The organism is Desulfovibrio aminophilus DSM 12254 (genome assembly GCF_000422565.1).
Lineage (GTDB): Bacteria > Desulfobacterota > Desulfovibrionia > Desulfovibrionales > Desulfovibrionaceae > Aminidesulfovibrio > Aminidesulfovibrio aminophilus.
The window spans coordinates 64344-89974 of record NZ_AUMA01000008.1; the positions used below are offsets into that span (position 1 = coordinate 64344).

The 25631-nt window shown below is 67.2% G+C and carries 23 protein-coding genes; 15 read left to right on the plus strand and 8 right to left on the minus strand.

From position 1 onward, the window contains the following. The first annotated feature begins 1 nt into the window (after nt 1). A complete protein-coding gene (locus tag H587_RS0105445; protein WP_027175408.1) occupies nt 2-1171 on the plus strand; it encodes a type IV pilus twitching motility protein PilT in 1170 nt (389 codons plus the stop codon). Between the two features lie 19 nt (nt 1172-1190). Then, nucleotides 1191-2573, plus strand: coding sequence for a DUF4139 domain-containing protein (locus H587_RS19555; protein WP_051202466.1), 1383 nt, complete (start codon nt 1191-1193; stop codon nt 2571-2573). Nucleotides 2574-2583: 10 nt separating this feature from the next. Here H587_RS19555 and H587_RS0105455 read toward each other — a convergent pair whose 3' ends face one another. Beyond that, a complete protein-coding gene (locus H587_RS0105455; protein ID WP_027175409.1) occupies nt 2584-4110 on the minus strand; it encodes a two-component system sensor histidine kinase NtrB in 1527 nt (508 codons plus the stop codon). An 86-nt stretch (nt 4111-4196) separates the two neighbouring features. Here H587_RS0105455 and H587_RS0105460 point away from each other — a divergent pair, with 86 nt between their 5' ends. The 7 genes from H587_RS0105460 (at nt 4197) to H587_RS0105495 (ending at nt 14167) form a co-directional block, all read left to right on the plus strand. Continuing rightward, complete coding sequence (locus H587_RS0105460; RefSeq protein ID WP_027175410.1) at nt 4197-5066, plus strand: universal stress protein; 870 nt, start codon at nt 4197-4199, stop codon at nt 5064-5066. A 13-nt stretch (nt 5067-5079) separates the two neighbouring features. Further along, on the plus strand, nt 5080-6453 hold the full coding sequence (locus tag H587_RS0105465) for a sigma-54-dependent transcriptional regulator (protein ID WP_027175411.1): 1374 nt from the start codon (nt 5080-5082) through the stop codon (nt 6451-6453). 279 nt (nt 6454-6732) lie between these two features. After that, complete coding sequence (locus tag H587_RS0105470; protein ID WP_027175412.1) at nt 6733-7047, plus strand: phage regulatory CII family protein; 315 nt, start codon at nt 6733-6735, stop codon at nt 7045-7047. Between the two features lie 145 nt (nt 7048-7192). Next, the gene (locus H587_RS19560) at nt 7193-8803 is read left to right on the plus strand and encodes a sensor histidine kinase (protein WP_051202467.1); all 1611 of its coding nucleotides are present in this window, start codon (nt 7193-7195) and stop codon (nt 8801-8803) included. After that, nucleotides 8800-10011, plus strand: a complete 1212-nt coding sequence (locus H587_RS0105480; protein WP_027175413.1) for a response regulator — start codon at nt 8800-8802, stop codon at nt 10009-10011. The genes H587_RS19560 and H587_RS0105480 overlap by 4 nt, the downstream gene beginning before the upstream one ends. Nucleotides 10012-10382: 371 nt before the next feature. Continuing rightward, nucleotides 10383-13430, plus strand: coding sequence for a formate dehydrogenase-N subunit alpha (fdnG, locus tag H587_RS0105490; protein WP_084630435.1), 3048 nt, complete (start codon nt 10383-10385; stop codon nt 13428-13430). Nucleotides 13431-13441: 11 nt separating this feature from the next. Beyond that, nucleotides 13442-14167 (plus strand): 4Fe-4S dicluster domain-containing protein, encoded by a 726-nt coding sequence (locus H587_RS0105495; protein ID WP_027175416.1) that lies wholly within the window; start codon nt 13442-13444, stop codon nt 14165-14167. A 75-nt stretch (nt 14168-14242) separates the two neighbouring features. On the opposite strand, the gene H587_RS0105500 is transcribed toward H587_RS0105495, so the two are convergent. The 4 genes from H587_RS0105500 to H587_RS0105515 all read right to left on the minus strand — a co-directional run bounded on the left by H587_RS0105500 (nt 14243) and on the right by H587_RS0105515 (nt 17789). Then, complete coding sequence (locus tag H587_RS0105500) at nt 14243-14719, minus strand: TlpA family protein disulfide reductase (RefSeq protein ID WP_027175417.1); 477 nt, start codon at nt 14717-14719, stop codon at nt 14243-14245. Next, nucleotides 14716-15303, minus strand: a complete 588-nt coding sequence (locus H587_RS0105505; protein ID WP_027175418.1) for a peroxiredoxin — start codon at nt 15301-15303, stop codon at nt 14716-14718. Before H587_RS0105505 ends, H587_RS0105500 begins: the two co-directional genes overlap by 4 nt. Nucleotides 15304-15312: 9 nt before the next feature. Next, nucleotides 15313-15873 carry a peroxiredoxin family protein gene (locus H587_RS17405; RefSeq protein WP_034608623.1) on the minus strand — a complete coding sequence of 187 codons (561 nt, stop codon included), beginning with the start codon at nt 15871-15873 and terminating at the stop codon, nt 15313-15315. 227 nt (nt 15874-16100) lie between these two features. Continuing rightward, a complete protein-coding gene (locus H587_RS0105515; RefSeq protein WP_027175419.1) occupies nt 16101-17789 on the minus strand; it encodes a glutamine--tRNA ligase/YqeY domain fusion protein in 1689 nt (562 codons plus the stop codon). 125 nt (nt 17790-17914) lie between these two features. Between H587_RS0105515 and H587_RS20535 the strand changes: the two genes are divergently transcribed. Continuing rightward, nucleotides 17915-18055, plus strand: coding sequence for a hypothetical protein (locus H587_RS20535; protein WP_156904462.1), 141 nt, complete (start codon nt 17915-17917; stop codon nt 18053-18055). A 29-nt stretch (nt 18056-18084) separates the two neighbouring features. Here H587_RS20535 and H587_RS0105525 read toward each other — a convergent pair whose 3' ends face one another. Continuing rightward, a complete protein-coding gene (locus tag H587_RS0105525) occupies nt 18085-19758 on the minus strand; it encodes an FAD-dependent oxidoreductase (protein ID WP_156904463.1) in 1674 nt (557 codons plus the stop codon). A gap of 108 nt (nt 19759-19866) precedes the next feature. Here H587_RS0105525 and H587_RS17410 point away from each other — a divergent pair, with 108 nt between their 5' ends. The 5 genes from H587_RS17410 to epsC all read left to right on the plus strand — a co-directional run bounded on the left by H587_RS17410 (nt 19867) and on the right by epsC (nt 24569). Continuing rightward, entirely contained in the window at nt 19867-20571 is a 705-nt protein-coding gene (locus H587_RS17410) for an SOS response-associated peptidase (protein WP_051202468.1), read from the plus strand. 74 nt (nt 20572-20645) lie between these two features. After that, nucleotides 20646-21482 carry a Fe-S cluster assembly protein NifU gene (gene nifU, locus H587_RS0105535; protein ID WP_027175421.1) on the plus strand — a complete coding sequence of 279 codons (837 nt, stop codon included), beginning with the start codon at nt 20646-20648 and terminating at the stop codon, nt 21480-21482. Beyond that, nucleotides 21479-22675 (plus strand): cysteine desulfurase NifS, encoded by a 1197-nt coding sequence (gene nifS / locus H587_RS0105540; RefSeq protein WP_027175422.1) that lies wholly within the window; start codon nt 21479-21481, stop codon nt 22673-22675. The genes nifU and nifS overlap by 4 nt, the downstream gene beginning before the upstream one ends. Before the next feature lie 15 nt (nt 22676-22690). Then, complete coding sequence (gene cysK / locus H587_RS0105545; protein WP_027175423.1) at nt 22691-23620, plus strand: cysteine synthase A; 930 nt, start codon at nt 22691-22693, stop codon at nt 23618-23620. A gap of 4 nt (nt 23621-23624) precedes the next feature. Then, nucleotides 23625-24569, plus strand: a complete 945-nt coding sequence (epsC, locus tag H587_RS17415) for a serine O-acetyltransferase EpsC (protein WP_051202469.1) — start codon at nt 23625-23627, stop codon at nt 24567-24569. 36 nt (nt 24570-24605) lie between these two features. Here epsC and H587_RS0105555 read toward each other — a convergent pair whose 3' ends face one another. Beyond that, on the minus strand, nt 24606-24929 hold the full coding sequence (locus tag H587_RS0105555; protein ID WP_027175424.1) for an AzlD domain-containing protein: 324 nt from the start codon (nt 24927-24929) through the stop codon (nt 24606-24608). Continuing rightward, on the minus strand, nt 24914-25627 hold the full coding sequence (locus H587_RS0105560) for an AzlC family ABC transporter permease (RefSeq protein WP_027175425.1): 714 nt from the start codon (nt 25625-25627) through the stop codon (nt 24914-24916). The genes H587_RS0105555 and H587_RS0105560 overlap by 16 nt, the downstream gene beginning before the upstream one ends. Between the last annotated feature and the right edge of the window lie 4 nt (nt 25628-25631).

Below are 25631 nucleotides of genomic sequence, written 5' to 3' on the forward strand. Positions count from 1 at the left end.
GATGACGCGCCAGGATTTCGACGCCCTCATGGCCCGGCTGGTCGCCGTCCAGCCCAAGGTCTCGGACGTGATCATCACCTCGGGCCGGGCCGTGCAGGCCGAGGTGGACGGCGCGCTCGCCGACGTGGACCTGGGGCCGGAGTTCGCCCGCCTGACCCCGGCCCAGACCAAGCTCATGGCCGCCGCCCTCATGGATAACAGCGCCCGGCTGATCAAAACGCTGGGGGCCAAGGGCTCCTGCGACCTGTCCTACGCCCTGCCGGGCAAGGCCCGCTTCCGGGTGAACATCTTCAGCCAGCGCGGCACCCTGGCCGCGATCCTGCGCCGGCTGCCCACCGGCATTCCGACCATGGAGGATCTGGGGCTGCCCGAGGCCTTCCGCGAGATGGCCAAGGAGAAGTACGGCCTGATCCTGGTCACCGGCGGCACGGGCTCGGGCAAGTCCAACTCCCTGGCCGCCCTGGTGGACGCCATCAACACGAATCAGGCCGTGCACATCATCACCTTGGAAGACCCGGTGGAGTTCACCCACCGTCACAAGAAGGGCACGGTGAACCAACGTGAGCTGGGCGTGGACTTCGACACCTTCGCCTCGGGTCTGCGCGCGGCCTTCCGCCAGGCCCCCAAGGTCATCCTGGTGGGCGAGATCCGCGACCGCGAGACCATGGAGATCGCGCTCCAGGCCGCCGCCACCGGCCACCTCGTGCTCTCCACCCTGCACACCACGGACTGCGGCCAGACCATCAACCGCATCATCGGGCTCTTCGATCCCTCGGAGGAGCGGCTCATCCGCATGCGTCTGGCCGAGAGCCTGAAATGGGTCGTGTCCCAGCGGCTCCTGCCCAAGGCCGAGGGCCACGGCCGGGTGGCCGCCTTCGAGGTCATGCGCAACACCCTGCGGGTCAAGGAACTCATCCTGGGCGGCGAGACCCTGGACAAGACCTATTACGGCGTGCTCGAAGAGGGCGGCCCGCACGGCATGAACACCTTCGACCAGTGTTTTTTCCAACTTTTCCAGAAGGGTCTCGTCACCGAGGAGACGGCCACGCTTTCGGCCAGCGACCGCTCCAAGCTCGTGCAGATGATCGACAAGCTCAAGACGGATCGGGGCGAGACCGCCGACGAACTCATCCTGGAAGGTCTGGAGGACGAGCCTCCGGCCAAGGGCTGAACGCCCGAAGGAGGCCGCCATGCGCCGCGTTTCTTTCCTGCCCGCGATCCTGGCCGTCCTGGCCCTGGCCTGTCCGGCCCTGGCCTCCGGCGATCTGTCCCTGACCGTCTCTTCCGGCGGCCGGACCCTGGTGCGCGAGGTCCGTTCCGTGGAACCGGCCAAAGGCCGTGGTTCCGTGACCGTGTCCGGCCTGCCCCTGGCCGTGGAGCCGAGTTCGATCCAGGCCCGTTTCAGCGGCTCCGGGGCCCCGGCCATTGAGTTGCTGCGTTTCGAGGCGGACCCGTTCCAGGCCCGGACCCTGCTGCGCCGCCTCGTGGGCCGGGAGGTCGAGGCCCTGCTGCCCGACCCGGCGGATGCCTCCCGCCGCATTCGGCGCACGGCCGTGCTTCTCTCCGCCGATACGCCCGTTCCCCTGCTGGTGGACGGCCGGATTCAGCTCACCACACCCGAATTCCTGATCCTGCCCGCCGTGGCGGCGACCCCCGGGCCCCTGCTGACCCTGGAGACGTCGGGCCGCTCCTCCGGCCCTCGCGACCTGGAGCTGCTCTATCTCACCGGAGGCCTGGGCTGGGGCGCGGACTACGCCCTGGAACTGGACGCCTCGGGCCGCTCGGCCCGGCTCTCGGCCTGGATCACCCTGGAGAACGGCTCGGGACGCGACTTCCGGGCCGCCGAGGTGCGCCTGCTGGCCGGGGACCAGAACCGTGCCGCGCCCATGACCTACGCCATGCGCAAGGAGATGGCCGCCGGGGCCGTCGCGATGGATGCGGCGAACATGGCCCCCGAGGCGGTGGGGGAGAACCATCTCTACACCCTGCCCGGGACCGTGGACCTGCCCGACGGCCAGTCCGTGCGGGTGAGCCTGCTGCACGCCGGGAAGGTGCCGGTGACCCGGGAGCTGCGCAGCCGGGTTCACGCCTCGCCGGGCGACTTGGGCCGGAGACGGCCCCAGCCTCTGGAGGCGGTGCTGACCTTCCGCAACACCAAGGACGGCGGCCTGGGCCTGCCCCTGCCGGGCGGCGTGGCCCGGGTCTTCGAGTCCGCCTCGGGAGGTCTGGCGCCGGCCGGGGAGGACCACCTCGCGCATACCCCGCGCGGCCGCGACGTGACCCTGACCCTGGGCCGTTCCTTCGACGTCTCGGCCGAGCGCCGGACGGTCGCTTTCGAGCGTAGGGGCGAACGGCGCTACCGGGCGAGCTTCGAGATCGTCCTGCGCAACGGTTCGTCCGAGAAGCGCCGGGTGGTCCTGGACGAGATCCAGCCCGGCGAGTGGAAGCTGGTGGAGGCGGGCAAGCCGCACTCTCGGCCCGAGGCCGGGGTGCTGCGTTTCGAGCTGGATCTGCCGCCCACGGGCGACGGGCCGGGAGTGCCCGTGGCCTACACCGTGGACGTGGAGCAGTAAGGCCGCGCCCTCAGGACGCAGGCCGGGCCTCGGGCCGCACCGCCAGCATGGGCGGCAGGAAGAGGGTCACGGCGGTGCCCTCGCCCAGGCGGCTCTGGATGTCGATGCGCCCGCCGAATTCCTCGACGATCTTCTTGATCATGGCCAGACCCAGGCCGTAGCCCTGTTCCTTGGTGGTGTAGAAGGGGCTGCACGCCTTTTCCAGATCCTGGCCGGACATGCCCTGGCCCTTGTCCGTGACGCGCAGGAAGACGAAATCCCCCTCCAGCCCGCAGGTGGTCCCGATGACTCCGCCGCCGGGCATGGCCTCGATGGAGTTCTTGTAGAGGTTCACCAGGCACTGCTTGAGCATCTCCTGTTCGCCGCTGACCTTGGGCAGTTCGGCCGGGCAGTCCACCGGAAATTCGTAGCCCCGGCGGGCGTAGCCGATCTCCATGAGTTCCGCCGTGTCGGCGGCCAGACGGCGGATGTCCACGCTGCCCGTGGGCGCGCCGGTGGGCCGGGCGAAGTTCAGGATGCTCGTGAGCATGTGGTCCAGGCGCTTGGTCTCCTCGGCGATGATGGTCAGCTTTTCGCGGCTGGCCCCGGAGAACTCCGTGGAGCGGAGCAGGGCGTTGGTGAACCCGCCGATGGCGAAGAGCGGGTTGCGGATCTCATGGGCCAGATAGGTGGACATCTCGCCGATGACGGCCAGCTTGTCGGCCTGCTGCTGGTGTTTCTCGCGGTAGGTCCGGGAGGTGATGTCGCGCTGCATGACCATGATGTGGGTCATGGCCCCCAGGGCGTCCAGGATGGGGTAGGAGTAGATTCGGAAGTAGAGCAGGCGGCCTTCGGCGTTGACCCGGGTCATGAGGGTTTCGGCCGCCTCGCGGTTCGCCAGGGTCTTGTGGAAAGGACAGTCCCGGTCCATGACCCGGCAGAAGGGCAGGCCGTCGCGCAGGGTCATGACCTCGAAGCAGGCCTTGCCGAGCAGGGCCTCCTTGGACAGGCCGGTGCGCTGCCAGACGTTGCGGTTCATGTCCACCACGCGGCCCTGAAGATCCAGGACGATGATGTCCTCGCGCACTTCGTCGATGATGGCCTGCAGCAGGTTGCGTTGCCGGTCCAGGCTGACCTGGCAGTGGGTCTTCATCTTGGCCATGTCCCGCAGGCCGCAGAAGAATACGGCCGCGGCGTGGTCCACGAGGGACACCGTGGGCGGCAGGACGCGGCGCAGGGCGTCGATCCGCTGCAACCTGCCGGTCAGTTCCACCAGGTAACGGATGTCCGGGTGCGCGGCCCACATGGCCTCGAAGGTCGGATAGACGGGAACCCCGGCGGCCTCCACCGCGCGCAGGCGGGAGCGGTCCGGGCCCGGCTCGGCGACGGCCACCAGCTCGAACCCGGGAAGAAAATCGTGGAAGTCCGGGCTGGTGAGCAGGTCCACGATGGAGAGGAAGCCCGGACCCGTGCCGAGCACGGCCACGCGGTATTCCCCCTCGCCGCTTTCATAGAGGCAGTAGTCTTCGCGCAGAGCCTTCTCTCCGGAGTCGTTCATGCGGGGCACCCCCGGTTGCAGCTTGCAATACGATCCAAAAAAGGCAACTAATACGGTCAGCTCATACGCGGTAGAAGGAGATCGGCATGGACAGACATCTTCTCGTCACGATCAGCAACGATCCCCAGCACCTGCACGGCATCCGCTACGTGGCCTATTTCTTCCAGGACAAGCGGGACATCCGGCTGACCCTGTTCAACGTGGTGGCCGAGGCCCCGGCCGTATGGGCCGAGGAAAAGTCCTTCGAGACCCTGGCCCAGGGCGAGGAAATGGCCAAGCGCAACCTGGACCGGAGCCTGCAGACCCTCGCGGAATGCAAGCGCATCCTCGTGCAGCACGGATTCCTGCCTGACAATATCGACACCAAGCACAGCTCGCAGGGAATGTCCAGGGCCATGACCATCCTGCGCGAGGGCGAGGAAGGGCTGTACGACGCCGTGGTCCTGGGCCGGCGCGCCACCATGCGGCTGGCCGAGATCCTGGACGAGAGCGTGAGCAAGGGCCTGCTCATGGAGGAAGTCACCTTCCCGCTCTGGATCTGCCGTGAGCCCGAATGGGGGCGTCGCAACGTGCTGCTCTGCGCCGACGGCTCGGAGCCGAGCCTGCGCATGGCCGACCACGTGGGTTTCATGCTGGCCAAGGAGACCGAGCACAACGTGACCATGCTGCATGTGGCCCGCCCCGGCAATTCCGAGGATACTGCAGCGATCTTCGCCGCCACCCGGGAGGCGCTGGAGCGCAACGGCATGGCCTCGGGACGCATCGACATACGGGTTTTGGAGGCCGCCAAGGTGGCTCCGGCCATTTTGCGCGAGGCCTCGGATCGGCGCTACGCCGCGGTGGCCGTGGGCCGTACCGGCGCGGGCGAGGGGCTGCTGGGCCGTCTGTTCATGGGCTCGGTGAGCATGGCCCTATTCCGTGAAATCCGCGAGGCCGCTCTCTGGACCTGCCGGTAGGCGCGACGCGGCCATGGCCGAAACCATTCTCTTCGTCGACGACGACCCCAACTTCCTGGCCTCGTTGCGCCGTTCATTGCGCGGCCTGGACATCGAGACCGAGGCCGACCCGGCCCGGGGTCTGGAAAAGGTCTGCGCGCGCGGGCGCTACGCCGTGGTGGTGGCCGACATGCGCATGCCCGGCGTGGACGGCATTCGGCTGCTGGCCGCCGCGGCGCGCAAGTCCCCGGAAACCGTGCGGATCATGCTCACCGGGCACCCCGAGATGTCCACGGCCATCGATGCGGTGAACAAGGGCCAGGTCTACCGTTTTCTGACCAAACCCTGCTCTCTGGCCACGCTCAAGGAGACTCTGGACGCCGCCCTGATCCAGCATCGGCTGCGCGTGGAGTCCCGCGAACCCCTGCCGGCCCCGGACGGCGGGGGGCGCGGCGCGACGCAAGGGGGCCTGGGCGGCATGGTGGGCCAGAGCCGTAAGATGCGCGACATCTTCGCCCTCATCCGCCAGTTGGCCGGGGTGGAGACCACCGTGCTCGTCACCGGCGAGTCCGGCACCGGCAAGGAACTGGTGGCCGAGGCGCTGCACGCGTTGGGGCCCCGGGCCAAGAAGCCGCTGGTACGGCTGAACTGCTCGGCCTTGGCCCCGAGCCTGCTGGAAAGCGAACTCTTCGGCCATGTGCGCGGGGCCTTCACCGGCGCGGTCAAGGACACCATCGGCCGGTTCCAGGCCGCCCAGGGCGGCACGCTCTTCCTGGACGAGATCGGGGATCTGCCGCATTCCGTGCAGATCAAGCTGCTGCGTTTCCTGGAGCAGAAGGAGTATGAACGCGTGGGCGACCACGCCACCATCCGGGCCGACGTGCGGGTAGTGGCGGCCACCAACGTGAACTTGCCGCAGAAAGTCCGCGAGGGCCTGTTCCGCGAGGATCTGTACTACCGCCTGCGGGTCGTGGAGCTGACCCTGCCGCCCCTGCGCGAACGGGCCGAGGACATCCCGCTGCTCATCGAGCACTTCGTGACGCACTTCAGCGAGAAGTTCGGCCGGGCCATCTCCGGCGTGACCGGGGACATCCTGGCCTTGTTTCTGCGCTATCCCTGGCCGGGCAATGTCCGGGAGTTGAAACACACCCTGGAGCACGCCGCCGTGCTCTGCCGGGACGGCAACATCACGCCCGAGCATCTGCCGCCGGAATTGGCCGCCTTCGCCCAATCCAAGGGCTTCGACCCCCTGCACCCGCAGGCCGGGGGACCGGGCCGGGGCGACATTCTGGAGGCCCTCAACCGCACGGATTGGAACAAGGCCAAGACCGCCCGCCTGCTCGGCGTGAGCCGCAGCACACTCTACCGCAAGCTTCTGGAATACGGCATCACCCGCTTCCCCGGCTGAACCGGTCGCCACGCGCCATCCCACCGGGACGGCGTGTGTCCGGAGGTCGTCTTGTTTTGATACATATCTGTAGCGACACTTGTGTCTCAAGGACACTGTCCGAGGCCCCCATCCGGTGTTTCGTTGTGGGACACAATTTATATAACAATTTGATTTTAAAATATGATTATCCAAACACCCGACATTAGAGCGGGTTGGCACGCCAGTTGCTTTTTTCTAAAGCGCATGCGGCCGGGAGTGGACGAAATCCGGGTCGGCCGCTCAAAGGGGGGACTGCCCATGTATCGCAAGAACATAACCAAGATCGTGCAGGACATGGTTCTGGAGGGTGAACGACCGGCCAAGCAGCTGGCGGCCGATCTCGGCAAGCCCTACTCCACGCTGCTGCGCGAGGTGAACCCTTTCGACAAGAACGCCAAGCTCGGCGTGGAAACCCTCATGCAGATCATGAAGCTGACCAAGAACGAGGCGCCACTGCGCTACATGGCCCAGGAACTGGGCTTCACGCTCGTGCCCGTGACCAAGGCCGCGCGGGCGGAGCTGTCGTTCTGCAGCGTCAAGGGAAGTGAAACCCGCGCCAAGGCCGCGGGCTGATCGCCGGGACGGGGGAGAGATTGGGGCGCTGGCCGCCCCGTTCCCTGCCGGCGCCCCGGGGGGTGGCGCCGGCTTCATTTTTCTTGCCGCGGCAAGGGGGCGGGTGTAGCCTTCCGTAAGTCGATCAGGCTGTTCGGAGTTTCGCATGCCCAGTCCGGCCCCACCGATAAAGGCCTCCACGCCGCTTCCGCCCCGTCTGCTTGTGGTGACCCGCGAGGCCGCCGACCTGAAGTTCGTGGAGGAAGCACTGGCGGGTCTGCATCTCGCGCCCGATGCGGTTTTAACTGTTCCCGGCGGCCAGGAGGCGGGCGAAACGCCCTGGCGCGCGGCCGTGATCTTCTCCTCCACCGATGACGAGCCCCTGAAACAGGCCCGGGCCGTGAGGGCGCTTCCCGGCTGCCCTCCCGTGCTTCTATTGACGCCGGAGGGCTGGTCCGCCCAAGGCCGCGTCTTTCCCTGCCGCTGCGCCTACCTGCCGCGTTCCGTCGATGCGGCGGAACTGCGCCGGATACTGCTGGATCTGCTGGAGGAGCCCGGGCGAGGCGATTGCGGCGCGCGCCGGTTTTTCCGTTCCCTGGTGGAGTTTCTCGGCGGGGTGATGGTCCTGGCCTCGGCTGACGACCTGCGCATCCTGGAATGGCCCCGGGGGGCCGAAGTTCTTTTCGGCGCGTCTCGCGATCAGGCCTTGGGCCGCCCTTTTCCCGAGCTCCTCGAGCCCCTGCTGGGGGCTGCCGGGGGGCTGGCCGGACTGCCGAAGAACGGTCGCGGCCTGCTGCACGAGGAAGTCTCCATACCCCGCCCGGATGGACCGCCGATCCAGCTTTTGCGCAGCGTCTACGCCGACGTGCTCGGCGGCGCCCGGGTGCTGGCCCTGTTCTTCTACGACGTGTCCGAGCGGCGGAAACGGGATCGGCTCATGGGCATCGCCCAGCGCCTGGAATCCATCGGCCGCCTGGCCTCGGGAATCGCCCACGAGATCAACACCCCGATCCACTACATCGGCGACAACATTCGTTTTCTGGAACAGTCCTTCGCGGGCATGGACGGGGTCTTGCGCCTGTTCCTCGCCTGCCTGGAGGGCGTGCGCCGGGGCGAGGATCCGGCCCCGCACCTGGAGCGCATCGAGGCGGCCATCGCGGCGGCGGACCTCGATTTCCTGGAGTCCGAAATCCCCCTGGCCATCAGCCAGTCCATGGAGGGGGTGGAGCGGGTGGCGGCCATTGTGCGCGGGATGAAGAAGTTCGCCCATCCCGAGCAGGAGGAGCGCCGCCACGTGGACCTCAACCAGGCCCTGCGGGACGCCCTGCTGGTGGCGCGCAACGAATGGAAGTACGTGGCGGAAGTGGTCACGGACTTCGACGAGGGGCTGCCCCTGGTGAGCTGTCTGGCCGGGGATCTGAACCAGGTCTTTCTGAACATCATCGTCAACGCGGCCCAGGCCGTGGAGGAGTCGGCGCGCGGGCGCGGCGGCAAGGGGCGGATCACGGTCTCCACCCGCCGCGACGGCGATTTCGTCGAAATCCTGGTGGCCGATACCGGAGTGGGCATCGCCAAGCGCGACCAGGGGCGGGTTTTCGACCCCTTTTTCACCACCAAGGAGGTGGGGCGCGGCACGGGCCAGGGATTGGCCATCGCCCATTCCATCGTGGTGGACAAGCACGGCGGGACCATCACCTTCACCTCCGAGGAGGGGCGGGGAACCCGCTTCTCCATCCGTCTGCCCCTGACTCCCCGTCCGGAGGATCGCCGCCCATGAAGAAATGCGTTCTTTTCGTCGATGACGAGCAGAACATGCTCGACGCCCTGCGCCGCATGCTCCGCCCCATGACCGTGGAATGGGACATGCATTTCGCCCGCAGCGGCGACGAGGCCCTGATGGTCCTGGCCCAGGAGCCGGTGGATGTGGTCATCACGGACCTGCGCATGCCCGGCATGGACGGCGGCGAACTGTTGAAGGTCATCCAGGAGTCCCGGCCGGACGTGGTGCGCATCGTGCTCTCGGGCCATGCTGACTACAACATGGTCATGAAGTCGGTGAAACAGGCCCACCAGTTCCTGACCAAGCCCTGTTCCACGGACGTCATTCGCGAGGCCCTGGAGAAAGCCTACAACCTGCGCCGCATCCTGACCAACGAGGCGGCCAAGGCCATCGTCTCGCGCATCGAGAGCCTGCCGAGCGTGCCGGACCTCTATGTGCGCGTGGTGGAGGAGGTGCGCCGGAAGGACTCCTCCCTGGGTCGCATCGGGGCGATCATCTCCGAGGATCCGGCCATGACCGCCGCCATCCTCAAGATGGTCAACTCCTCCTTCTTCGGCTTTTTCCGACCGGTGACGAACCCGGTCCAGGCCGTGAACCTTCTGGGCACTGAGATCGTCAAGGGCCTGATCCTTTCCGCCCACCTCTTCTCGGTCTTCGATTTCAGCCGGTTCCCACGCTACTCCATGGACGTGCTGGTGGACCACAGCCTGGCCACCGGGCGCATCGCCTCGGCCATCGCCAAGTTCGAGGGCATGCCTCCGGAAATGGTCGATGAGTGTTTCATCGCGGGCATGCTGCACGACATCGGCAAGCTCATCCTGGCCTCGCGCTTCGAAAAGGAATACCTGGCCGTGCTGCGCACCGTGCAGCGGGAGAATCGCACGGTCTGGGAGGTGGAGCGCGAGGTGCTGAAGACCTCCCACGCCGAGTTGGGCGCCTACCTCCTGGGACTCTGGAACCTGCCCGGGGCCGTGGTCGACGCCCTGGCCTTCCACCACGAGCCCGTGCTGGCGGGCGTGGGCCGCGACTTTAGCCCGCTCACCGCCGTGCATGCGGCCAACGCCCTGGAACACGAACTGCGGATCATCAACCGGGAATACGCCCAGCATCCCCCCGATCCGGAATACCTCGAGCACATGGGCCTCACCGGGCATCTGCCCCAGTGGAAGGAACTCTGCGCCGAGATCTACGAGCCTCGGGAATAGCCGGAACCGGCCCCCCTCCCGTTCTTCGTTTCCCCTCGCTTCCGCGGTCTCGTCTGTTCGACGGGACCGTTTCTTTTTCACCTTTGTGCCAAAACGTGCTGAAGATCGGAAAACTTGCCTCCAAGGGGAATATCTATATTGTCATGATACGTTCTTATGAAAATTTGAGAATGCATTTGTAAAACAGCATCTTGCCTAACGTGCGCAGGGGGCGCATGGGGGCTTTTCGATGCTATGAGTTTGTTTTGGCACCAGACCTTGGCGGTTGCCGCGACGCGGAGGCGCGTGCGCGGCGAATCTCGTGGGCGGAGCGGAAGAGGGGAAACGCGGCCCGCGGGGTTGTCGAGCAACCTTCATACCCGGAGGGAATCATGCCAGTCACGCGAAGGGACTTCCTCAAGATCAGCGCCGCCACAGCCGTGACCACGGCCTTCGGCGGCCTGGGCCTCGGTTGCGCGGCCCGGGGCAAGGCGGGGGGGCCCGTGGCCCTGCCGGCCGACCGCATCCAGGCCCTGAAGCCGGAGTGGAGCAAGCAGACCACGTCGGTGTGCTGCTACTGCTCGGTGGGCTGCGGGCTCATCGTGAACACCTCGCTTTCCAGCAAACGCGCCGTCAACACGGAAGGCGACCCGGATCACCCGATCAATCAGGGCGCCCTGTGCGCCAAGGGATCGGCCATCTGGCAGATGGCCGAGAACGACAAGCGGCCCAAGACCGTGCTTTACCGCGCGCCTTATTCCGACAAGTTCGAGGCCAAGCCCTGGGACTGGGCGCTCAAGCGCATCGCCCGTCTGGTCAAGGACACCCGCGAGGCCGGTTTCAGCGCCAAGAACGGCAAGGGCGAGATCGTCAACCGCGTGAACAACCTCGCCTCCGTCGGCTCGGCGGCCCTCGACAACGAGGAATGCTGGGCCTACCAGGCCATGCTCCGGAGCCTCGGCCTGGTGTATATCGAGCACCAGGCACGTATCTGACACAGCGCTACTGTGGCGGCTCTGGCAGAGTCGTTCGGACGCGGCGCGATGACCAATCACTGGATCGACTTCCAGAACAGTGATTGCATTCTCATCATGGGCAGCAACCCTGCCGAAAACCATCCCATCTGCTGGAAATGGGTGACCAAGGCCCAGGAACGGGGTTCCACCGTGGTCCACGTGGACCCGCGCTTCACCCGCACCTCGGCCAAGGCGGACATGCACTTCATGCTCCGCTCGGGCTCGGACATCGCCGTGCTCGGCGGCATGATCAACTACATCCTGAGCAACGACCTGATCTTCAAGGATTACGTCGTCAACTACACCAACGCTTCCTTCCTGGTCTCCGGCAAGTTCGGATTCAAGGATGGGCTCTTCGCCGGCTACGACGCTCAGAAGAGGGCTTACGACAAGTCCAACTGGGCTTTCGAGGTGGATGCCGACGGCGTGCCCAAGAAGGATCCCACCCTTCAGGATCCGCGTTGCGTCTATCAGTTGCTCAAGAAGCACTACGCCCGTTACGACCTGAAGAAGGTCGCCGGGATCAGCGGCATGCCCAAGGACGACCTGGTCAAGCTGTACAAGGCCTACGCGGCCACGGGCAAACGGGACAAGGCCGGAACGATCCTCTACGCCATGGGCTGGACCCAGCACACCGTGGGCGTGCAGAACATCCGCGCCATGTGCATGATCCAGCTCCTGCTGGGCAACATCGGCATCGCCGGAGGCGGGGTCAACGCCCTGCGCGGCGAGTCCAACGTCCAAGGCTCCACGGACCAGGGCCTGCTGTTCCACATCCTGCCCGGCTACCTGCCCACCCCGGCGTCGGCCCTGGACAGTCTGGCGGTCTACAACGAGAAGAACACGCCGGTGTCCAAGGATCCCAAGAGCGCCAACTGGTGGCAGAACCGGCCCAAGTACATGGCCAGCTTCCTCAAGTCCATGTGGGAGGAGACCGAGCCGGAGCAGTCCTACTCCTGGTTGCCCAAGATCGACCCGGGCGGGTCCGGAGCATACTCCTGGCTGGCGCTCTTCGACAAGATGAGCAAGGGCCAGTTCAAGGGCTTCTTCGCCTGGGGCATGAACCCGGCCTGTTCCGGGGCCAACGCCAACAAGACCCGCAAGGCCCTCGCGAACCTGGACTGGATGGTCAACGTCAACCTCTTCGAGAACGAGACCGGCTGGTTCTGGCAGGGCCCGGACATGGACCCCAAGACCATCAAGACCGAGGTCTTCTTCCTGCCCTGCGCCGCCTCCATCGAAAAGGAAGGCTCCATCACCAACTCCGGCCGCTGGATGCAGTGGCGCTACGCCGGGCCGACGCCCTACGGCGAGAGCAAGCCGGACGGCGACATCATCGCTCACCTGTTCAAGGAAATTCAGGCCCTGTACAAAAAGGAGAAGGGCGTTCTGTCGGAGCCCATCCTCAAGGCCACCTGGAACAAGACCAACAAGCACGGGGAGTTCGACCCGCACGCCACGGCCAGGCTGATCAACGGCGCGTTCCTCAAGGACGTGACGATCGGTGACAAGGTCTACAAGAAGGGTGAGCAGGTTCCGAGCTTCGCCATGCTCCAGGCCGACGGCTCCACCACCTCGGGCAACTGGCTCTACGCCGGTTCCTACACGGACAAGAACAAGGCCGCCCTGCGCGACACGAAGCAGACTCCCGAACAGGCCGCCATCGGCCTCTTCCCCAACTGGTCCTGGTGCTGGCCGGTGAACCGGCGCATCCTCTACAACCGCGCCTCCTGCGATCCGACGGGCAAGCCCTGGGATCAGGCCAAGACCGTGGTTTCCTGGAACGCGGCGGACAAGAAGTGGATCGGCGACGTGCCGGACGGCCCCTGGGCCCCGGAGGCGAAGTATCCCTTCATCATGACCAAGGAGGGATTCGGCCAGATCTTCGGCCCGGGCCTCAACGACGGCCCGTTCCCGGAGTACTACGAACCCCTGGAGTGTCCGGTGTCCGGGCATCCCTTCTCCAAGCAGCTGCACAACCCCACGGCCATCGCCTTCGAGGGCGAGGACAAGGCGGTCTGCGATCCCCGCTACCCCTTCGTCTGCTCCACCTACCGGGTCACCGAGCACTGGCAGACCGGCGTGCTCACCCGGTGGCTGCCGTGGCTCGTCGAGGCCGAGCCGCAGATGTTCTGCGAGATCTCGCCCGAACTGGCCAAGCTGCGCGGCATCGCCAACGGCGACAAGGTCACCGTCTCCAGCCTGCGCGGCTCGCTCTGGGCCGTGGCCATCGTGACCCCGAGGCTCAAGCCGTTCAAGGTCCAGGGCCAGACCCTGCACCAGGTCGGCATCCCGTGGCACTTCGGATGGATTCATCCCAAGGACGGCGGCGACTCCGCCAACCTGCTGAGTCCCTCGGTCGGTGATCCCAACACCGGCATCCCGGAGACCAAGGCCTTCATGGTCAACGTCAGGAAGGCCTAAGGAGGTCGCAGATGAACGGTAAGAGCTTCTTCGTCGATCTGAGCAAGTGCACGGCGTGCCGGGGCTGCCAGGTCTCCTGCAAGCAGTGGAAGAAACTGCCCGCGGAGAAGACGGTCAACACCGGCTCCCATCAGAATCCGGCGGACCTCTCCTTCAATACCTTGAAGGTGGTCCGCTTCTCGGAACGCGTGGACAAGGGCAAGGTGCGCTGGTTCTTCCTGCCGGATCAGTGCCGACACTGTGTGGAGCCGCCGTGCAAGATGGCCTCCAGCGTGGAAGGCTCGATCCTGCACGACCAGGCCACCGGCGCGGTGGTCTTCACCCCGCTCACGGCCCAGGAGGACTTCGAGATCATCCGCGGGGCCTGCCCCTACGACATCCCGCGCCAGGATCCGGTCACCAAGGTCATGTCCAAGTGCGACATGTGCACCGATCGGGTTCGGGCCGGAATGCTTCCGGCCTGCGTCAAGACCTGTCCCACCGGCGCCATGAACTTCGGCGACCGGGACGAGATGCTGAAGCTGGCCCAGAAGTCGCTGGCCGGCGTCAAGAAGAAGTGGCCCAAGGCCCAGTTGGTGAACGCCGACGATGTGCGGGTCATCTTCCTGGCCGTGGAGGAACCGGAGTTCTACGCCAAGACCCTGATGGCCCAGGCGTCCGAGCAGATGAGATTCGCCACGCGGCGTGATCTCCTGGCTCAGCTCCTGCGGCCCGTGCGCAGCATGACCTCCGTCTGAGGCTTCGCAAGGAGCCTTTCGCAAGAGGCCGCCGGGGATACCCTGCCCCCCGGCGGCCCTTGTCTTTTGTGCGATTCAGCGACCGGCCTGTTTCAGAACCTTGAGGATCAGGGCTTCCAGCTCCTCCTCGGTCTTGGCGCCGGCGATGCGTTCCACCTCGCGACCGTTCTGGAAAATCAGCAGGAGCGGTATGCCGGAGAGGCCGTACCGCATGATCGGTTCTTCTCCGGCCCAGTAGACCGGAAACCCCACGCCCCCGACCTGTTTCAACAATTCCCGCATGGCTCCGGGGTCCATGTCCAGGCTGACCCCGGCGAGGTCGAGCCCGCGTCCCTCGTACTTGAGCCAGAGACTCTGAAGCGCGGGCAGTTCCTGGCGGCAGGGCGCGCACCATGCGGCCATGAAGAAGACCATCCGGGCCGGAACGGGTTCGCTGAGGAAGGCCTCGAGGCGTCGCTGGTCCATCTGCCGCGGGGGCGGTTGTCCCGTCGCCTGGGCCGTCGCCGCCAGAAGACACAGCAGGATGCCGAGGGAGACAGCGAGCCGTTTCATCGCAACGCGTCCAGTCGGCGGATGAGTTCGCCCAGTTCGGGCCGCTGGTTGATGTCGTTCACGTCGATGGAGCGGATGACGCCCTTTCGGTCGATGACGACGAGGGCCCGTTCGGCCATGCCGTCGCCGCGCAGCACCCCGTAGGCCCCGGCGACCCGGCCGTGGGGCCAGAAGTCGGAGAGCACCGGGAACCAGACGCCGCCCATCTGGAGGGTCCAGGCGTGCAGCGAGGGCAGGTTGTCGGTGGTGATGCCGAGCAGGACGGTGTCGCGTTTTTCGAAGAGAGGACGGGCCAGGTTGTACCCCGGCCACTGGTCCGAGCAGACCGGGGTGAAGGCCGCAGGCACGAAGGACAGGACCACGTTCTTTTTGCCCCGGTAATCCGAAAGCCGGACCGTCGCGCCGCCCAGCGCGGGCAGGGCGAAATCCGGGGCCATGTCGCCCACCTTGACCCGCAACGCGCTGTCGCGGGGTTTCATTTCGCCCAGCCCATACACGCTTTCAGGGGAGAGCAGGGCGGCCCGGGCCGGTAATGCCGATGCCAGGCAGACGGTCAACAACAGGCAGCAGAGCGCTCTTTTCATGGCCGCGCCTCACTTCTTGAGCCCGGCGGCGGTCGCCAGCCGGTCCAGAAAGGCTTTGGTATCCCCGAATCCGCCAGTCAGGGAGTCCAGGACCGGCAATCCGCGTTCGTCGCCCGGCAGCCCGACGAGGATGAAGCAGGGGGTGCCGACCTGCCCAAGGGCCTTGTGCATGGTGAAGTCCGGGTCCGCGAAGAGGGGGAAGGGGATCTTGTACTGCTCGCGGAAGACATCCACCTCGAAGGACGAATTTCCCGCGCCCAGGCCCAGCAGGAGGATGCGCCCGGCCCAGGGCGAGGACCGGAGGGCCGCATCCAGCTCGTTGACCCGGGACGCCTCGCGCTGGCAGTGCGGGCAGTACATGCTGAAGATCTCCAGCAACAGAAACTCGGCCTTGACCTGGGAGAGGCGGAAGGTCCGCGCGTCCTTGGAAATGCCGAGAGAGGCAGCCTGTTCCGGCGTCAGTGGACCGCTCAGCTCCATGTCGGCCAGGAAGGAGCCCGGAGCGGGCTGGGCGCGGGCGGAAAGTGCCAGGATCGCCAGGATCGCCAACGAAGCCGCCAGCCGTTTCATGACCGCCCTCCTTGTGGTTTTCGGGGTCCGGGGACACGATATGTTTTGGGAAACATAGCATCCCCGTCCCGCCCTGCCAATCGCCGTGCCGTGGGTCGAGGCTCCTTTTTTCGTCCGCGCGAGACGGACGAAGAAGCCCGCCGCCCCGGTCTCCCGTTGTGGGAAAACCAGGCGCGGCGGGCCGCCTTCTTCACGTGTGCGTCGGCTGTCCGTCCGGGGTCCGGCAATCAGCCTTTCTTTTCGATCTTGGCCCAGGTGTCGCGCAGGGTGGCCGTGCGGTTGAAGACCAGCGCTCCGGGCCTGCAGTCCTTGGCGTCGGCCGTGAAGTAGCCCAGGCGTTCGAACTGGAAGCGGTCCCCGGGCCGGGCCTCGTCCAGGGCGGGCTCCAGCTTGCAGCCCGCGAGCGTCTCCAGGGAGTCGGGGTTGAGGTGGGTCTTGAAGTCCTTGTCCGCGCTCGGATTGTCCACGGTGAACAGGAAGTCGTAGAGCCGGACCTCGGCCTCCACGGCGTGGGCCGCGCTGACCCAGTGGATGGTGCCCTTGACCTTGCGGCCGTCCTGGGACCAGCCGCCCCTGGTGGCCGGGTCGTAGGTGCAGCGCACCTCCGTGACCTCGCCGGAGTCGTCGGCGGAGAAGCCGGTGCAGGTCACGTAGTAGGCCCCGCGCAGACGCACCTCCTGGCCGGGAGCCAGGCGGAAGTACTTGGGCGGTGGGGTCTGGCGGAAGTCGTCACGCTCGATCCAGAGCACCTTGGAGAAGGGCGCGGTGCGGGTTCCGGCGCGCTCGTCCTCGGGGTTGTTCTGGAGCGCGAACTCCTCCACCTGGTCCTCGGGGTAGTTCTCGACGACCAGTTTGAGGGGTTTCAGCACGGCCATGCGCCGCGCCGCGCGTTTGTTCAGATCCTCGCGTACGCAGTGTTCCAGCAGGGCCACGTCCACGGTGTTCTCGGAGCGGGCCACGCCGATGCGCTCACAGAAGTCGCGCACGGCCTCCGGGGTGTAGCCCCGGCGGCGCAGGCCGGAAATGGTCGGCATGCGCGGGTCGTCCCAGCCCGTCACGTGGCCTTCCTGCACGAGTTGGATGAGCTTGCGCTTGGAGAGCACGGTGCGGGTGAGGTTCAGGCGGGCGAATTCGTACTGCCGGGGCCGGGGATCGAAACCCAGGGTGTCCAGGACCCAGTCATAGAGTTCGCGGTTGTTCTCGAATTCCAGGGTGCAGACGGAGTGGGTCACGCCTTCGATGGCGTCCGACAGGCAGTGGGCGAAGTCGTACATGGGGTAGATGCACCACGCATCGCCCGTGCGGTGGTGATGGGCCTTCTTGATGCGGTAGAGCGCGGGGTCGCGCATGACCACGTTGGCGGCGGCCATGTCGATCTTGGCCCGCAGCACCCGCGAACCCTCCTCGAACTCGCCCGCGCGCATGCGCCGGAAGAGGTCCAGGTTCTCCTCCGGGGTGCGCTCGCGCCAAGGGCTGTTCACGCCGGGGGCGGTGAGGGTGCCCCGGTTCTCGCGGATCTGCTCGGCGCTCTGGTCGTCCACGTAGGCCTTGCCCATCTCGATGAGCCGCTCGGCGCAGGCGTAGATTCGCTCGAAGTAGTCCGAGGCGAAGAAGCGGTTCGCGCCCCAGTCCGCACCGAGCCAGCGGGCGTCCTCCTCGATGCTCTCGACGTATTCCACCTCTTCCTTGGACGGGTTGGTGTCGTCGAAGCGCAGGCTGCACACGCCGTTGTAATCGCGGGCGATGCCGAAGTTCAGGCAGATGGACTTGGCGTGCCCGATGTGCAGATAGCCGTTGGGTTCGGGAGGAAAACGGGTCTGCACGCGGCCGCCGTTCTTGCCGGCCTTGATGTCGGCCTCCACGATGGCGCGGATGAAGTTGAGCGGGGCTTCGGGCTTCTGGATCACGTCGGTCATATGGGCACCTCGAAAGGGGAAGTCTTGGGAATACGGGCCTCTCGGCCAAGCAAGCACATACGGCAAAACCACGGGCCGGTCAAAGGGGGCTTGCCGCAACCCCCGCCGGGCGGTAGGTTCCGGCCATGAGTTCCCCGCGCGGCTCCACCCGCCTTCTGCTTCTGGGCCTGGGGCTGCTCCTGGGCGGCCTGGCCTACGGCGTCTGGGAGTGGCTGCCCCGATTCTCCCGGCTGGCCGAGCGGGCCCTGCGGGCCTGGCTGCCCTGACGGATTTGGACGGCTTGTGGGAAACGCGCTCAATCGCCCGCTGAATCTCCTCCGCCTCCCTCCTTCCAGTATGGCTTGCCCAGGTCCTCGAAGGCCGAGAGCGCGGCCAGGGAGCCCTCGCTCACGGCCGTGACGATCTGCATGCTTCCGCCGGTGAGGTCGCCCGCGGCGTAGACGCGCGGCCTGCTGGTCCGCATGGCCCGGTCCACGCTCACGAACCCGCCTCCGTCCAGCTCCAGTTCCAGTTTCTTGGCCAGATCGTTGTTCGGCACATGCCCCACGGCGATGAACACCGCGTCCGTGGGCAGGTCCGCCGTGGTCCCCGCGGCGTTGTCGCGCACGCGCACGGCCGTGACCTTCTTGTCGTCGCCCGTGATCTCGACCACCTCGCTGTTGAAACGCACGCCGATGCCCTCGCGCGCCGCGGAGTCCTGGAGGTGCTTCTCGGCCCGGAAGGCGTCCCGGCGGTGGATGATGGTCGTCTCCACGCCCAGGTGCTTGAGGTGCAGGGCGTCGGTGAGCGCGGTGTTGCCGCCACCGACGACCACCGCCCGCCTACCCTTGTAGAGGTAGCCGTCGCAGGAGGAGCAAAAGCTTACGCCGAAGCCCCGGTAGCGGTCCTCGCCGGGAGCTCCGAGAGCGCGGTAGGCCGCGCCGGTGGCCAGGAGCACGGCCCGGGCCGAGAAGGTTCCCTTGCGCGTGCGCAGTTCGAAACGGCCGTTTTCCTCGGCCGCGTCCTCCACCTGGGCGTCGGTCACGATATGCGTGTATTCCCGGGCGTGGGCGGCCATGATCTCCATGAGCTTCTTGCCCGGCACCGAGGCGAAGCCGGGGTAGTTCTCCACTGTCGGGGTCAGGCTCACCTGGCCGCCGATGGGGCCGCCCTCCAGAACCACGGCCGACAGGCCGCTACGGGCGGCGTAGATGGCCGCCGAGAGCCCGGCCGGGCCCGCGCCCACAATGGCCAGGTCCACCCGCTCCGGCGTCGGGCCTTGGGTCTGGGCCGCCATTTCGCCCAGGAACTCCGAGGCGTCCTGGAGCGTCACCAGCTCGACCACGAAGCGCTCCTCGGGCATGAGTCCCAGGGCGGCATGGTCTTCGCCGAACAGGGTGTGGGGCACGGAGCCCACGTTGTGGCGTTCGGCCAGGTCCGGGTTCTCGTCGATCTCCACGATTTCGGCCGAGACGAGGTCCGGCCGTTCCACGGCGCACTTGATCGCGGCCAGTGCCTGGCCCGGGCAGTAGGGGCAGGCCGGGGTGACGAAGACGCGCGGGTCGCGCTTTTCCGTGAGCTTGGCCAGGAGTTCGCGGGAGAGGTCCGAGAGGCCGCTCTTGCCCGTCGAGGCCAGGATCAGGGCGGTCATGAAGGTCCGGCCCTCCTCCCCGGCCGGGGCCCCGGTGAAGCGCACGGAAATGCGGTTCGGGGCCAGAAGGATCGTGGGCGAGCGGTCCACGCCGCGTTTCCGGGCCTCGTCCGAGTCCAGGTTGAGGAAGCGAGCCCGGACCTTGGGCGAGAGCCGGGTCAGGTCGGTGATGAATGTGCGCGCGAAATCGTTGTACGAGTCGTTCACGCCGGAGGCGGTGAAGACCTCCATATCCACCGGGGTCTGAAATGTGGCGAAGAGTTCGGTCAGGGCCGTGCGGGTGTCCTCGGGCAGGAACCAGCCGCCCGGGTCGTCCTTTTTCTCGATCTGCGGCGTCATGGGCATCCTCGCGGGTTTGAGGGCGATGCCTGATGATATTGCAGGATCGGCGCGCCCCGTCAAGGAAGCGGTCTTGCGTGGGAAGCCCGGCGGACGTACATTCGGGCCATGTGCGGACGATTCGCCCTGCGGGCCCCAAGACCCCGGTTGGCCGAGCACTTCGGCCTGGACAAGGTTCCCGGCGCTCCCGCGCGCCACAACATCGCCCCGGGCCAGCTGGTGGAGATCGTGGCCGCCGAGGCCTCGGGCCGCCGCCACATGCGTCTGACCCGCTGGGGTCTCGTGCCGTTCTGGGCCAAGGACGCCTCGATCGGCGCGCGGCTCATCAACGCCCGCTGCGAGACCGCCCCGGCCAAGCCCGCCTTCCGCGCCGCCTACCGCCACCGCCGCTGCCTCATTCCGGCGGACGGGTTCTACGAGTGGCGGGCGCTGTCCGGTCGCAAACAGCCCTGGTTCCTTCACCTGGAGGGCGACGGCCTGTTCGCCCTGGCCGGGCTCTGGGAGTCCTGGCAGGGGCCGGGCGGAGAAATCCTGGAGACCTGCGTGGTGCTCACCCGTGAGGCCGTGGGCCTCGCCCGGGAAATCCACGAACGCATGCCCGTGATTCCGCCGCCATCGGCCTACGGCGATTGGCTGGCCCCGAACCTCCAGGCCGACTCGCGCATCACCGCGCTCCTGGAGTCCTTCCCGCCGCCGGAACTGGCGGCTCACCACGTGGGGCCGGCTGTGAACAACCCCCGCCAGGACGGGCCGGAGTGCTCCCGGCCCCTGGACGGGGAGGGCGGTGCCCCGGGCGGGATTTTTTTGACCTGAGTCGTTGTCTTTTCCCCGGACCGCACTATGTTGGAACGACGCGCGGAGGACAAAACCGCGCGCGGAGGATCAGCATGTGGGAATATACCGATAAAGTCATGGACCACTTTCTCAACCCGCGCAACGCGGGCGAGATGGAGAATCCGAGCGCGGTCGGCGAGGTGGGCAGTCTGGCCTGCGGCGACGCCCTGCGCCTCTTTCTGAAGATCGACGACAAGGGCGTGATTCAGGACGCCCGTTTCCAGACCTTCGGCTGCGCCAGCGCCATCGCCTCCAGCTCGGTGCTCACCGAGATATTGAAGGGCAAGACCGTGGCCGAGGCCGAGAAGCTGACCAACAAGGACATCGCCGCCTACCTGGGCGGCCTGCCCAAGGAGAAGATGCACTGCTCGGTCATGGGCGAGGAGGCCCTGGCCGCCGCGCTGAAGAACTGGCGCGGCGAGGCCGCCCCGTCCCCGGCCGCCGAGGGCCGTCTGGTCTGCAAGTGCTTCGGCGTCACCGAGGAGACCATCCGCCGGGCCATCCGCGAGAACGACCTGAAGACCGTGGAGGACATCACCAACTTCACCAAGGCGGGCGGCGGTTGCGGCGAGTGCGCGCCGGAGTTGGAGTCGATCCTGGCCGACGAGCGGGCGCGCATGGCCTCGGCCGCACCGGGCGGCAGGCGGATGACCAACATCCAGCGTATGACCCAGGTGACCCGGATCATCGACGAGGAGATCCGCCCGGCGCTCAAAAAGGACGGCGGGGACATTGAGTTGGTGGACATCGAGGGCGTCAAGGTTGTGGTCTCGTTGCGCGGGGCCTGCGTGGGCTGCCCGTCCAGCCACCTGACCCTCAAGGGCCTGGTGGAGAAACGCCTCCAGGAGGCCGTGGACCCGGACATCCGGATCGAGGAGGTGCGCCCGTGAAGCCGGTCTATCTCGACAACAACGCCACCACCCAGGTGGCTCCCGAGGTGCTTTCGGCCATGTTGCCGTTCTTCTGCGAACAGTACGGCAACCCCTCCAGCATGCACTCCTTCGGCGGCGCGGTGGCCGAGCACCTGCGCAAGGCCAGGGCCCAGGTGGCCGAGGGTCTTTCCTGCGACCCCTCGGAGATCATCTTCACCGCCTGCGGCACGGAGTCCGACAACACGGCCATCCGCTCGGCCCTGGAGTCCCAGCCCGAGAAACGGCACATCGTGACCACCCGGGTGGAGCATCCGGCCGTGCTGAGCCTCTGCCAGCACCTGGAGACCAAGGGCTGCGAGGTCACGTATCTGGGCGTGGACGAGGACGGCCGCCTGGACCTCGACGAACTGGAGAAGAGCCTTCGGAAAGACACGGCCATCGTCTCGGTGATGTACGCCAACAACGAGACCGGCGTGATCTTCCCGCTGCCGGAGGTCGCGGCGATCGTGAAGTCGCGGGGCGTGCTTCTGCACACCGACGCGGTGCAGGCCGTGGGCAAGCTGCCCATCGACCTTTCCACATTGCCGGTGGACTTCCTGGCCCTCTCCGGCCACAAGCTGCACGCGCCCAAGGGCGTGGGCGTGCTCTACGTGCGCAAGGGGACGCCGTTCCGGCCCTTCCTGGTGGGAGGCCACCAGGAGCACGGCCGCCGCGCGGGCACCGAGAACATCACCTCCATCGTCGGCCTGGGCCGTGCCGTTGAACTGGCCACCGGGCACATCGAGGAAGAGAACACCCGGGTGCGGGCTTTGCGCGACCGTTTGGAGCGGGGGCTGTTGGAGGCCGTCCCGGACTCCCGGATCAACGGCGGCGGGGCCGAGCGCCTGCCCAACACCCTGTCCATCGCCTTCAAGTACGTGGAGGGCGAGGCCATCCTCCTGCTCATGGACCGCTTCGGCATCTGCGCCAGCTCAGGCTCGGCCTGCACCTCGGGCAGCTTGGAACCTTCGCACGTGCTGCGGGCCATGGGCGTGCCCTTCACCTTCGCCCACGGCTCCATCCGTTTCTCGCTCTCGCGTTACACGAGCGACGCGGACGTCGACCTGGTGCTCAAGGAACTGCCGCCGATCATCGCGCGGCTGCGCCAACTCTCCCCGTTCTCCGGCAAGGAGGGCGAGGCCGCGGCCTTCTGCTCCACCCACAGCCACTGAACCGGGGGGCACGACATGCGCATCGCCAAGGACATGACTGAACTGGTGGGGCACACCCCGCTGGTCTTTTTGAACCGTCTGAACGAAGGCTGCGTGGCCCGCGTGGCGGCCAAGCTGGAGTTCTTCAACCCCTGTTCCTCGGTCAAGGACCGCATCGGTCTGAACATGATCCGGGCGGCCGAGGCCGAGGGCCGCATCAAGCCCGGGGCCACCATCATCGAGCCCACCAGCGGCAACACCGGCGTGGGCCTGGCCTTCGTCTGCGCCGTGCGCGGCTACCGGCTCATCCTGACCATGCCCGAGAGCATGAGCCGGGAACGCCGGGTGCTGCTCAAGGGCTTCGGGGCCGAGCTGGTGCTCACCCCGGCGGCCCAGGGCATGTCCGGGGCCGTGTCCCGGGCCGAGGAGCTGGCGGCGGAAATCCCGGGCTCGTTCATCCCCCAGCAATTCAAGAACCCGGCCAACCCGGCCGCGCACCGCGCGACCACGGCCGAGGAGATCTGGGCCGATACGGACGGGACCATCGATATCTTCGTGGCCGGAGTTGGGTCCGGCGGCACCATCACCGGCGTGGCCCAGGGGCTCAAGGCCCGCAATCCCGGCATCCGGGCCGTGGCCGTGGAGCCGGACGCCTCGCCCGTGCTTTCGGGCGGCGCTGCCGGACCGCACGTCATCCAGGGCATCGGCGCGGGCTTCGTGCCCGAGGCGCTCGACCGCTCGGTGCTCGACGAGATATTCCGCGTGACCAACGAACAAGCCCTGACCACGGCCCGGCGGCTCATCCGCGAGGAGGCCATCCTCTGCGGCATCTCCTCCGGGGCCAACGCCTTCGCCGCCCTGGAGCTGGCGCGGCGGTCGGAGAACGCGGGCAAGCTCGTGGTCTTCGTGGTCTGCGACACGGCCGAACGCTATCTCTCCACCGCCCTCTACCAGGACCAGGACTGAACCCATGAGCACGAACGGCAACGGCAACGGTCGCCCGGCCCTGGCCAAAGTGGTCGAGCGGCTCTGCGATCCCGCCTCCTACTCGGCGGTCTATCACCGCCCCCTGCACGACCAGCCCATGCCCTCCATCCCGGCCCTGCGGGAGATCATGGAGCGGCTGCGGGCCGTGCTCTTCCCCGGCTACTTCGGGGACTCGGACGTGAGCCAGGAGTCCATGCGCTACCACATCGGGGCCAACCTGGACATCGTGGCCCGGCTGCTCTCCGAGCAGGTCAAGCGCGGCCATTGCTTCTTCTGCGACCGCGACGAGGGCGGCGGTTGCGTGGATTGCGAGGAGCGGGCCAACACCCTGTCCGCGAAGTTCCTGGACCGGCTGCCGGACATCCGCGCCCTGCTGGCCACGGACGTGCAGGCGGCCTACACCGGCGACCCGGCCTCACGCAGCCCGGGCGAGACCATCTTCTGCTACCCGAGCATCACCACGCTGACCCACTACCGCATCGCCCACGAACTGTTCGAGCTGGGCGTGGACCTCATCCCGCGCATCCTCACGGAGATGGCCCACTCGGCCACGGGCATCGACATCCATCCGGGCGCGCGCATCGGGGAGCACTTCTTCATCGACCACGGCACCGGCGTGGTCATCGGCGAGACCTGCGTCATCGGCCGGAACGTGCGCCTCTACCAGGGCGTGACCCTGGGGGCAAAGAGCTTCCCAAAGGATCCCAGCGGCGCGCTCATCAAGGGCCAGCCCCGGCACCCCATCGTGGAGGATGACGTGATCATCTACTCCGGTGCGACCATCCTCGGCCGGGTGACCGTGGGCAAGGGCGCGGTCATCGGCGGCAACGTCTGGCTCACCCGCGACGTGCCCGCCGGGGCCCGGGTGATCCAGGACCGCGACGACGACGCGGTCTTCGAGATTCCACCCGGAGGGGCGGGGGTGTAAGAGATGGAAAGGGCGTCCGAAGGGGCGCCCTTTTTTTCAGATGAAGAGCCGGGCCACGGCCAGCAGGCCCATGCCCAGGGCCACCACGCCGAAGAAGCTCTTGGTCTTGATGGCCAGGATGAAGCAGGGCACGGCGATCCAGAGGAAGAGGTTGTCGGCCGAGGCCTGGATGCGGCCCTCCGGGGCCAGCAGCGAGGGGGCCAGCAAGGCCGCCAGGATGGCCGCCGGGACGTGCGAGAGCCAGCGCTCCACCAGGGGGTTGAGCCTCCGGCTGGACAGGGCCATGGCCGGAATCATGCGCGGCAGGTAGGTCACCAGGGCCATGCCCGTGATGATCAGGGCGATCACTTTCTGGTCCATGTCTCCACTCCGCAGCCGAGGGTGGCGGCCAGAACGCAGGCCGCGATGACGCCCCAGTGGCCGAATCCAAGCGAGAGGAAGAGGGTCGAGAAGCCGGCGGCCGCCACGGCCGTGGCCTGGCGGGGGCGGGTTCCGACCTGCCCGGCCAACAGGGCCAGGAACATGGCCGAGAGGGCGAAGTCCAGGCCCAGGGGCTTCACGTCGCCGATGAGCCCGCCGCAGAACGCGCCGAGGATCGAGCCGGTGATCCAGGCCGAATGGGCCGTGGCGTTGATGGCCAGGGTTTCGGCCTTGGACGTCCGGCCCTGGGCGAAGCGCGAGGCGTGCAGGGCGAAGGTCTCGTCCGTGAGCTGGGCGCAGAACCAGGCCACTCCCGGACGGCTCCAGTCGCGCAGGTGCGGGGACAGGGCCGCGGACATGAGCACATGGCGCAGATTGACCACGAAGGTGGTCAGCACGATGGTCAGGGCCGGGGCCCCGGCGGCCAGCAGGCTCGTGGCGATGAGCTGGGCCGACCCGGCGAAGACGAACACGGACGTGAGCGCCGCCGCCAGGGGAGTCATTCCGGCCTTGAGGGCCAGCACGCCGAAGGCGAAGCCCACCGGCAGATAGCCCAGAACGATGGGCAGGGCCTGCCGCGCGCCGGACAGGATCTCCGGCCATGAGCCCGGGGCGGGCAGGGCGCGGGCGTCATCCATCTGA

Excerpts from the sequence above, each read along its gene's own strand:
- H587_RS0105555 (WP_027175424.1), bottom strand. The coding sequence starts at position 24,929 with ATGGACCAGAAAGTGATCGCCCTGATCATCACGGGCATGGCCCTGGTG.
- H587_RS20535 (WP_156904462.1), top strand. The coding sequence starts at position 17,915 with ATGAGTTCCCCGCGCGGCTCCACCCGCCTTCTGCTTCTGGGCCTGGGG.
- nifU (WP_027175421.1), top strand. The coding sequence starts at position 20,646 with ATGTGGGAATATACCGATAAAGTCATGGACCACTTTCTCAACCCGCGC.
- H587_RS17410 (WP_051202468.1), top strand. The coding sequence starts at position 19,867 with ATGTGCGGACGATTCGCCCTGCGGGCCCCAAGACCCCGGTTGGCCGAG.
- H587_RS0105515 (WP_027175419.1), bottom strand. The coding sequence starts at position 17,789 with ATGACCGACGTGATCCAGAAGCCCGAAGCCCCGCTCAACTTCATCCGC.
- H587_RS0105445 (WP_027175408.1), top strand. The coding sequence starts at position 2 with ATGACGCGCCAGGATTTCGACGCCCTCATGGCCCGGCTGGTCGCCGTC.
- H587_RS19560 (WP_051202467.1), top strand. The coding sequence starts at position 7,193 with ATGCCCAGTCCGGCCCCACCGATAAAGGCCTCCACGCCGCTTCCGCCC.
- H587_RS19555 (WP_051202466.1), top strand. The coding sequence starts at position 1,191 with ATGCGCCGCGTTTCTTTCCTGCCCGCGATCCTGGCCGTCCTGGCCCTG.
- H587_RS0105465 (WP_027175411.1), top strand. The coding sequence starts at position 5,080 with ATGGCCGAAACCATTCTCTTCGTCGACGACGACCCCAACTTCCTGGCC.
- H587_RS0105495 (WP_027175416.1), top strand. The coding sequence starts at position 13,442 with ATGAACGGTAAGAGCTTCTTCGTCGATCTGAGCAAGTGCACGGCGTGC.
- H587_RS0105480 (WP_027175413.1), top strand. The coding sequence starts at position 8,800 with ATGAAGAAATGCGTTCTTTTCGTCGATGACGAGCAGAACATGCTCGAC.
- H587_RS0105560 (WP_027175425.1), bottom strand. The coding sequence starts at position 25,627 with ATGGATGACGCCCGCGCCCTGCCCGCCCCGGGCTCATGGCCGGAGATC.
- H587_RS17405 (WP_034608623.1), bottom strand. The coding sequence starts at position 15,873 with ATGAAACGGCTGGCGGCTTCGTTGGCGATCCTGGCGATCCTGGCACTT.
- H587_RS0105505 (WP_027175418.1), bottom strand. The coding sequence starts at position 15,303 with ATGAAAAGAGCGCTCTGCTGCCTGTTGTTGACCGTCTGCCTGGCATCG.
- H587_RS0105525 (WP_156904463.1), bottom strand. The coding sequence starts at position 19,758 with ATGACGCCGCAGATCGAGAAAAAGGACGACCCGGGCGGCTGGTTCCTG.
- epsC (WP_051202469.1), top strand. The coding sequence starts at position 23,625 with ATGAGCACGAACGGCAACGGCAACGGTCGCCCGGCCCTGGCCAAAGTG.
- H587_RS0105500 (WP_027175417.1), bottom strand. The coding sequence starts at position 14,719 with ATGAAACGGCTCGCTGTCTCCCTCGGCATCCTGCTGTGTCTTCTGGCG.
- H587_RS0105460 (WP_027175410.1), top strand. The coding sequence starts at position 4,197 with ATGGACAGACATCTTCTCGTCACGATCAGCAACGATCCCCAGCACCTG.
- H587_RS0105470 (WP_027175412.1), top strand. The coding sequence starts at position 6,733 with ATGTATCGCAAGAACATAACCAAGATCGTGCAGGACATGGTTCTGGAG.
- cysK (WP_027175423.1), top strand. The coding sequence starts at position 22,691 with ATGCGCATCGCCAAGGACATGACTGAACTGGTGGGGCACACCCCGCTG.
- H587_RS0105455 (WP_027175409.1), bottom strand. The coding sequence starts at position 4,110 with ATGAACGACTCCGGAGAGAAGGCTCTGCGCGAAGACTACTGCCTCTAT.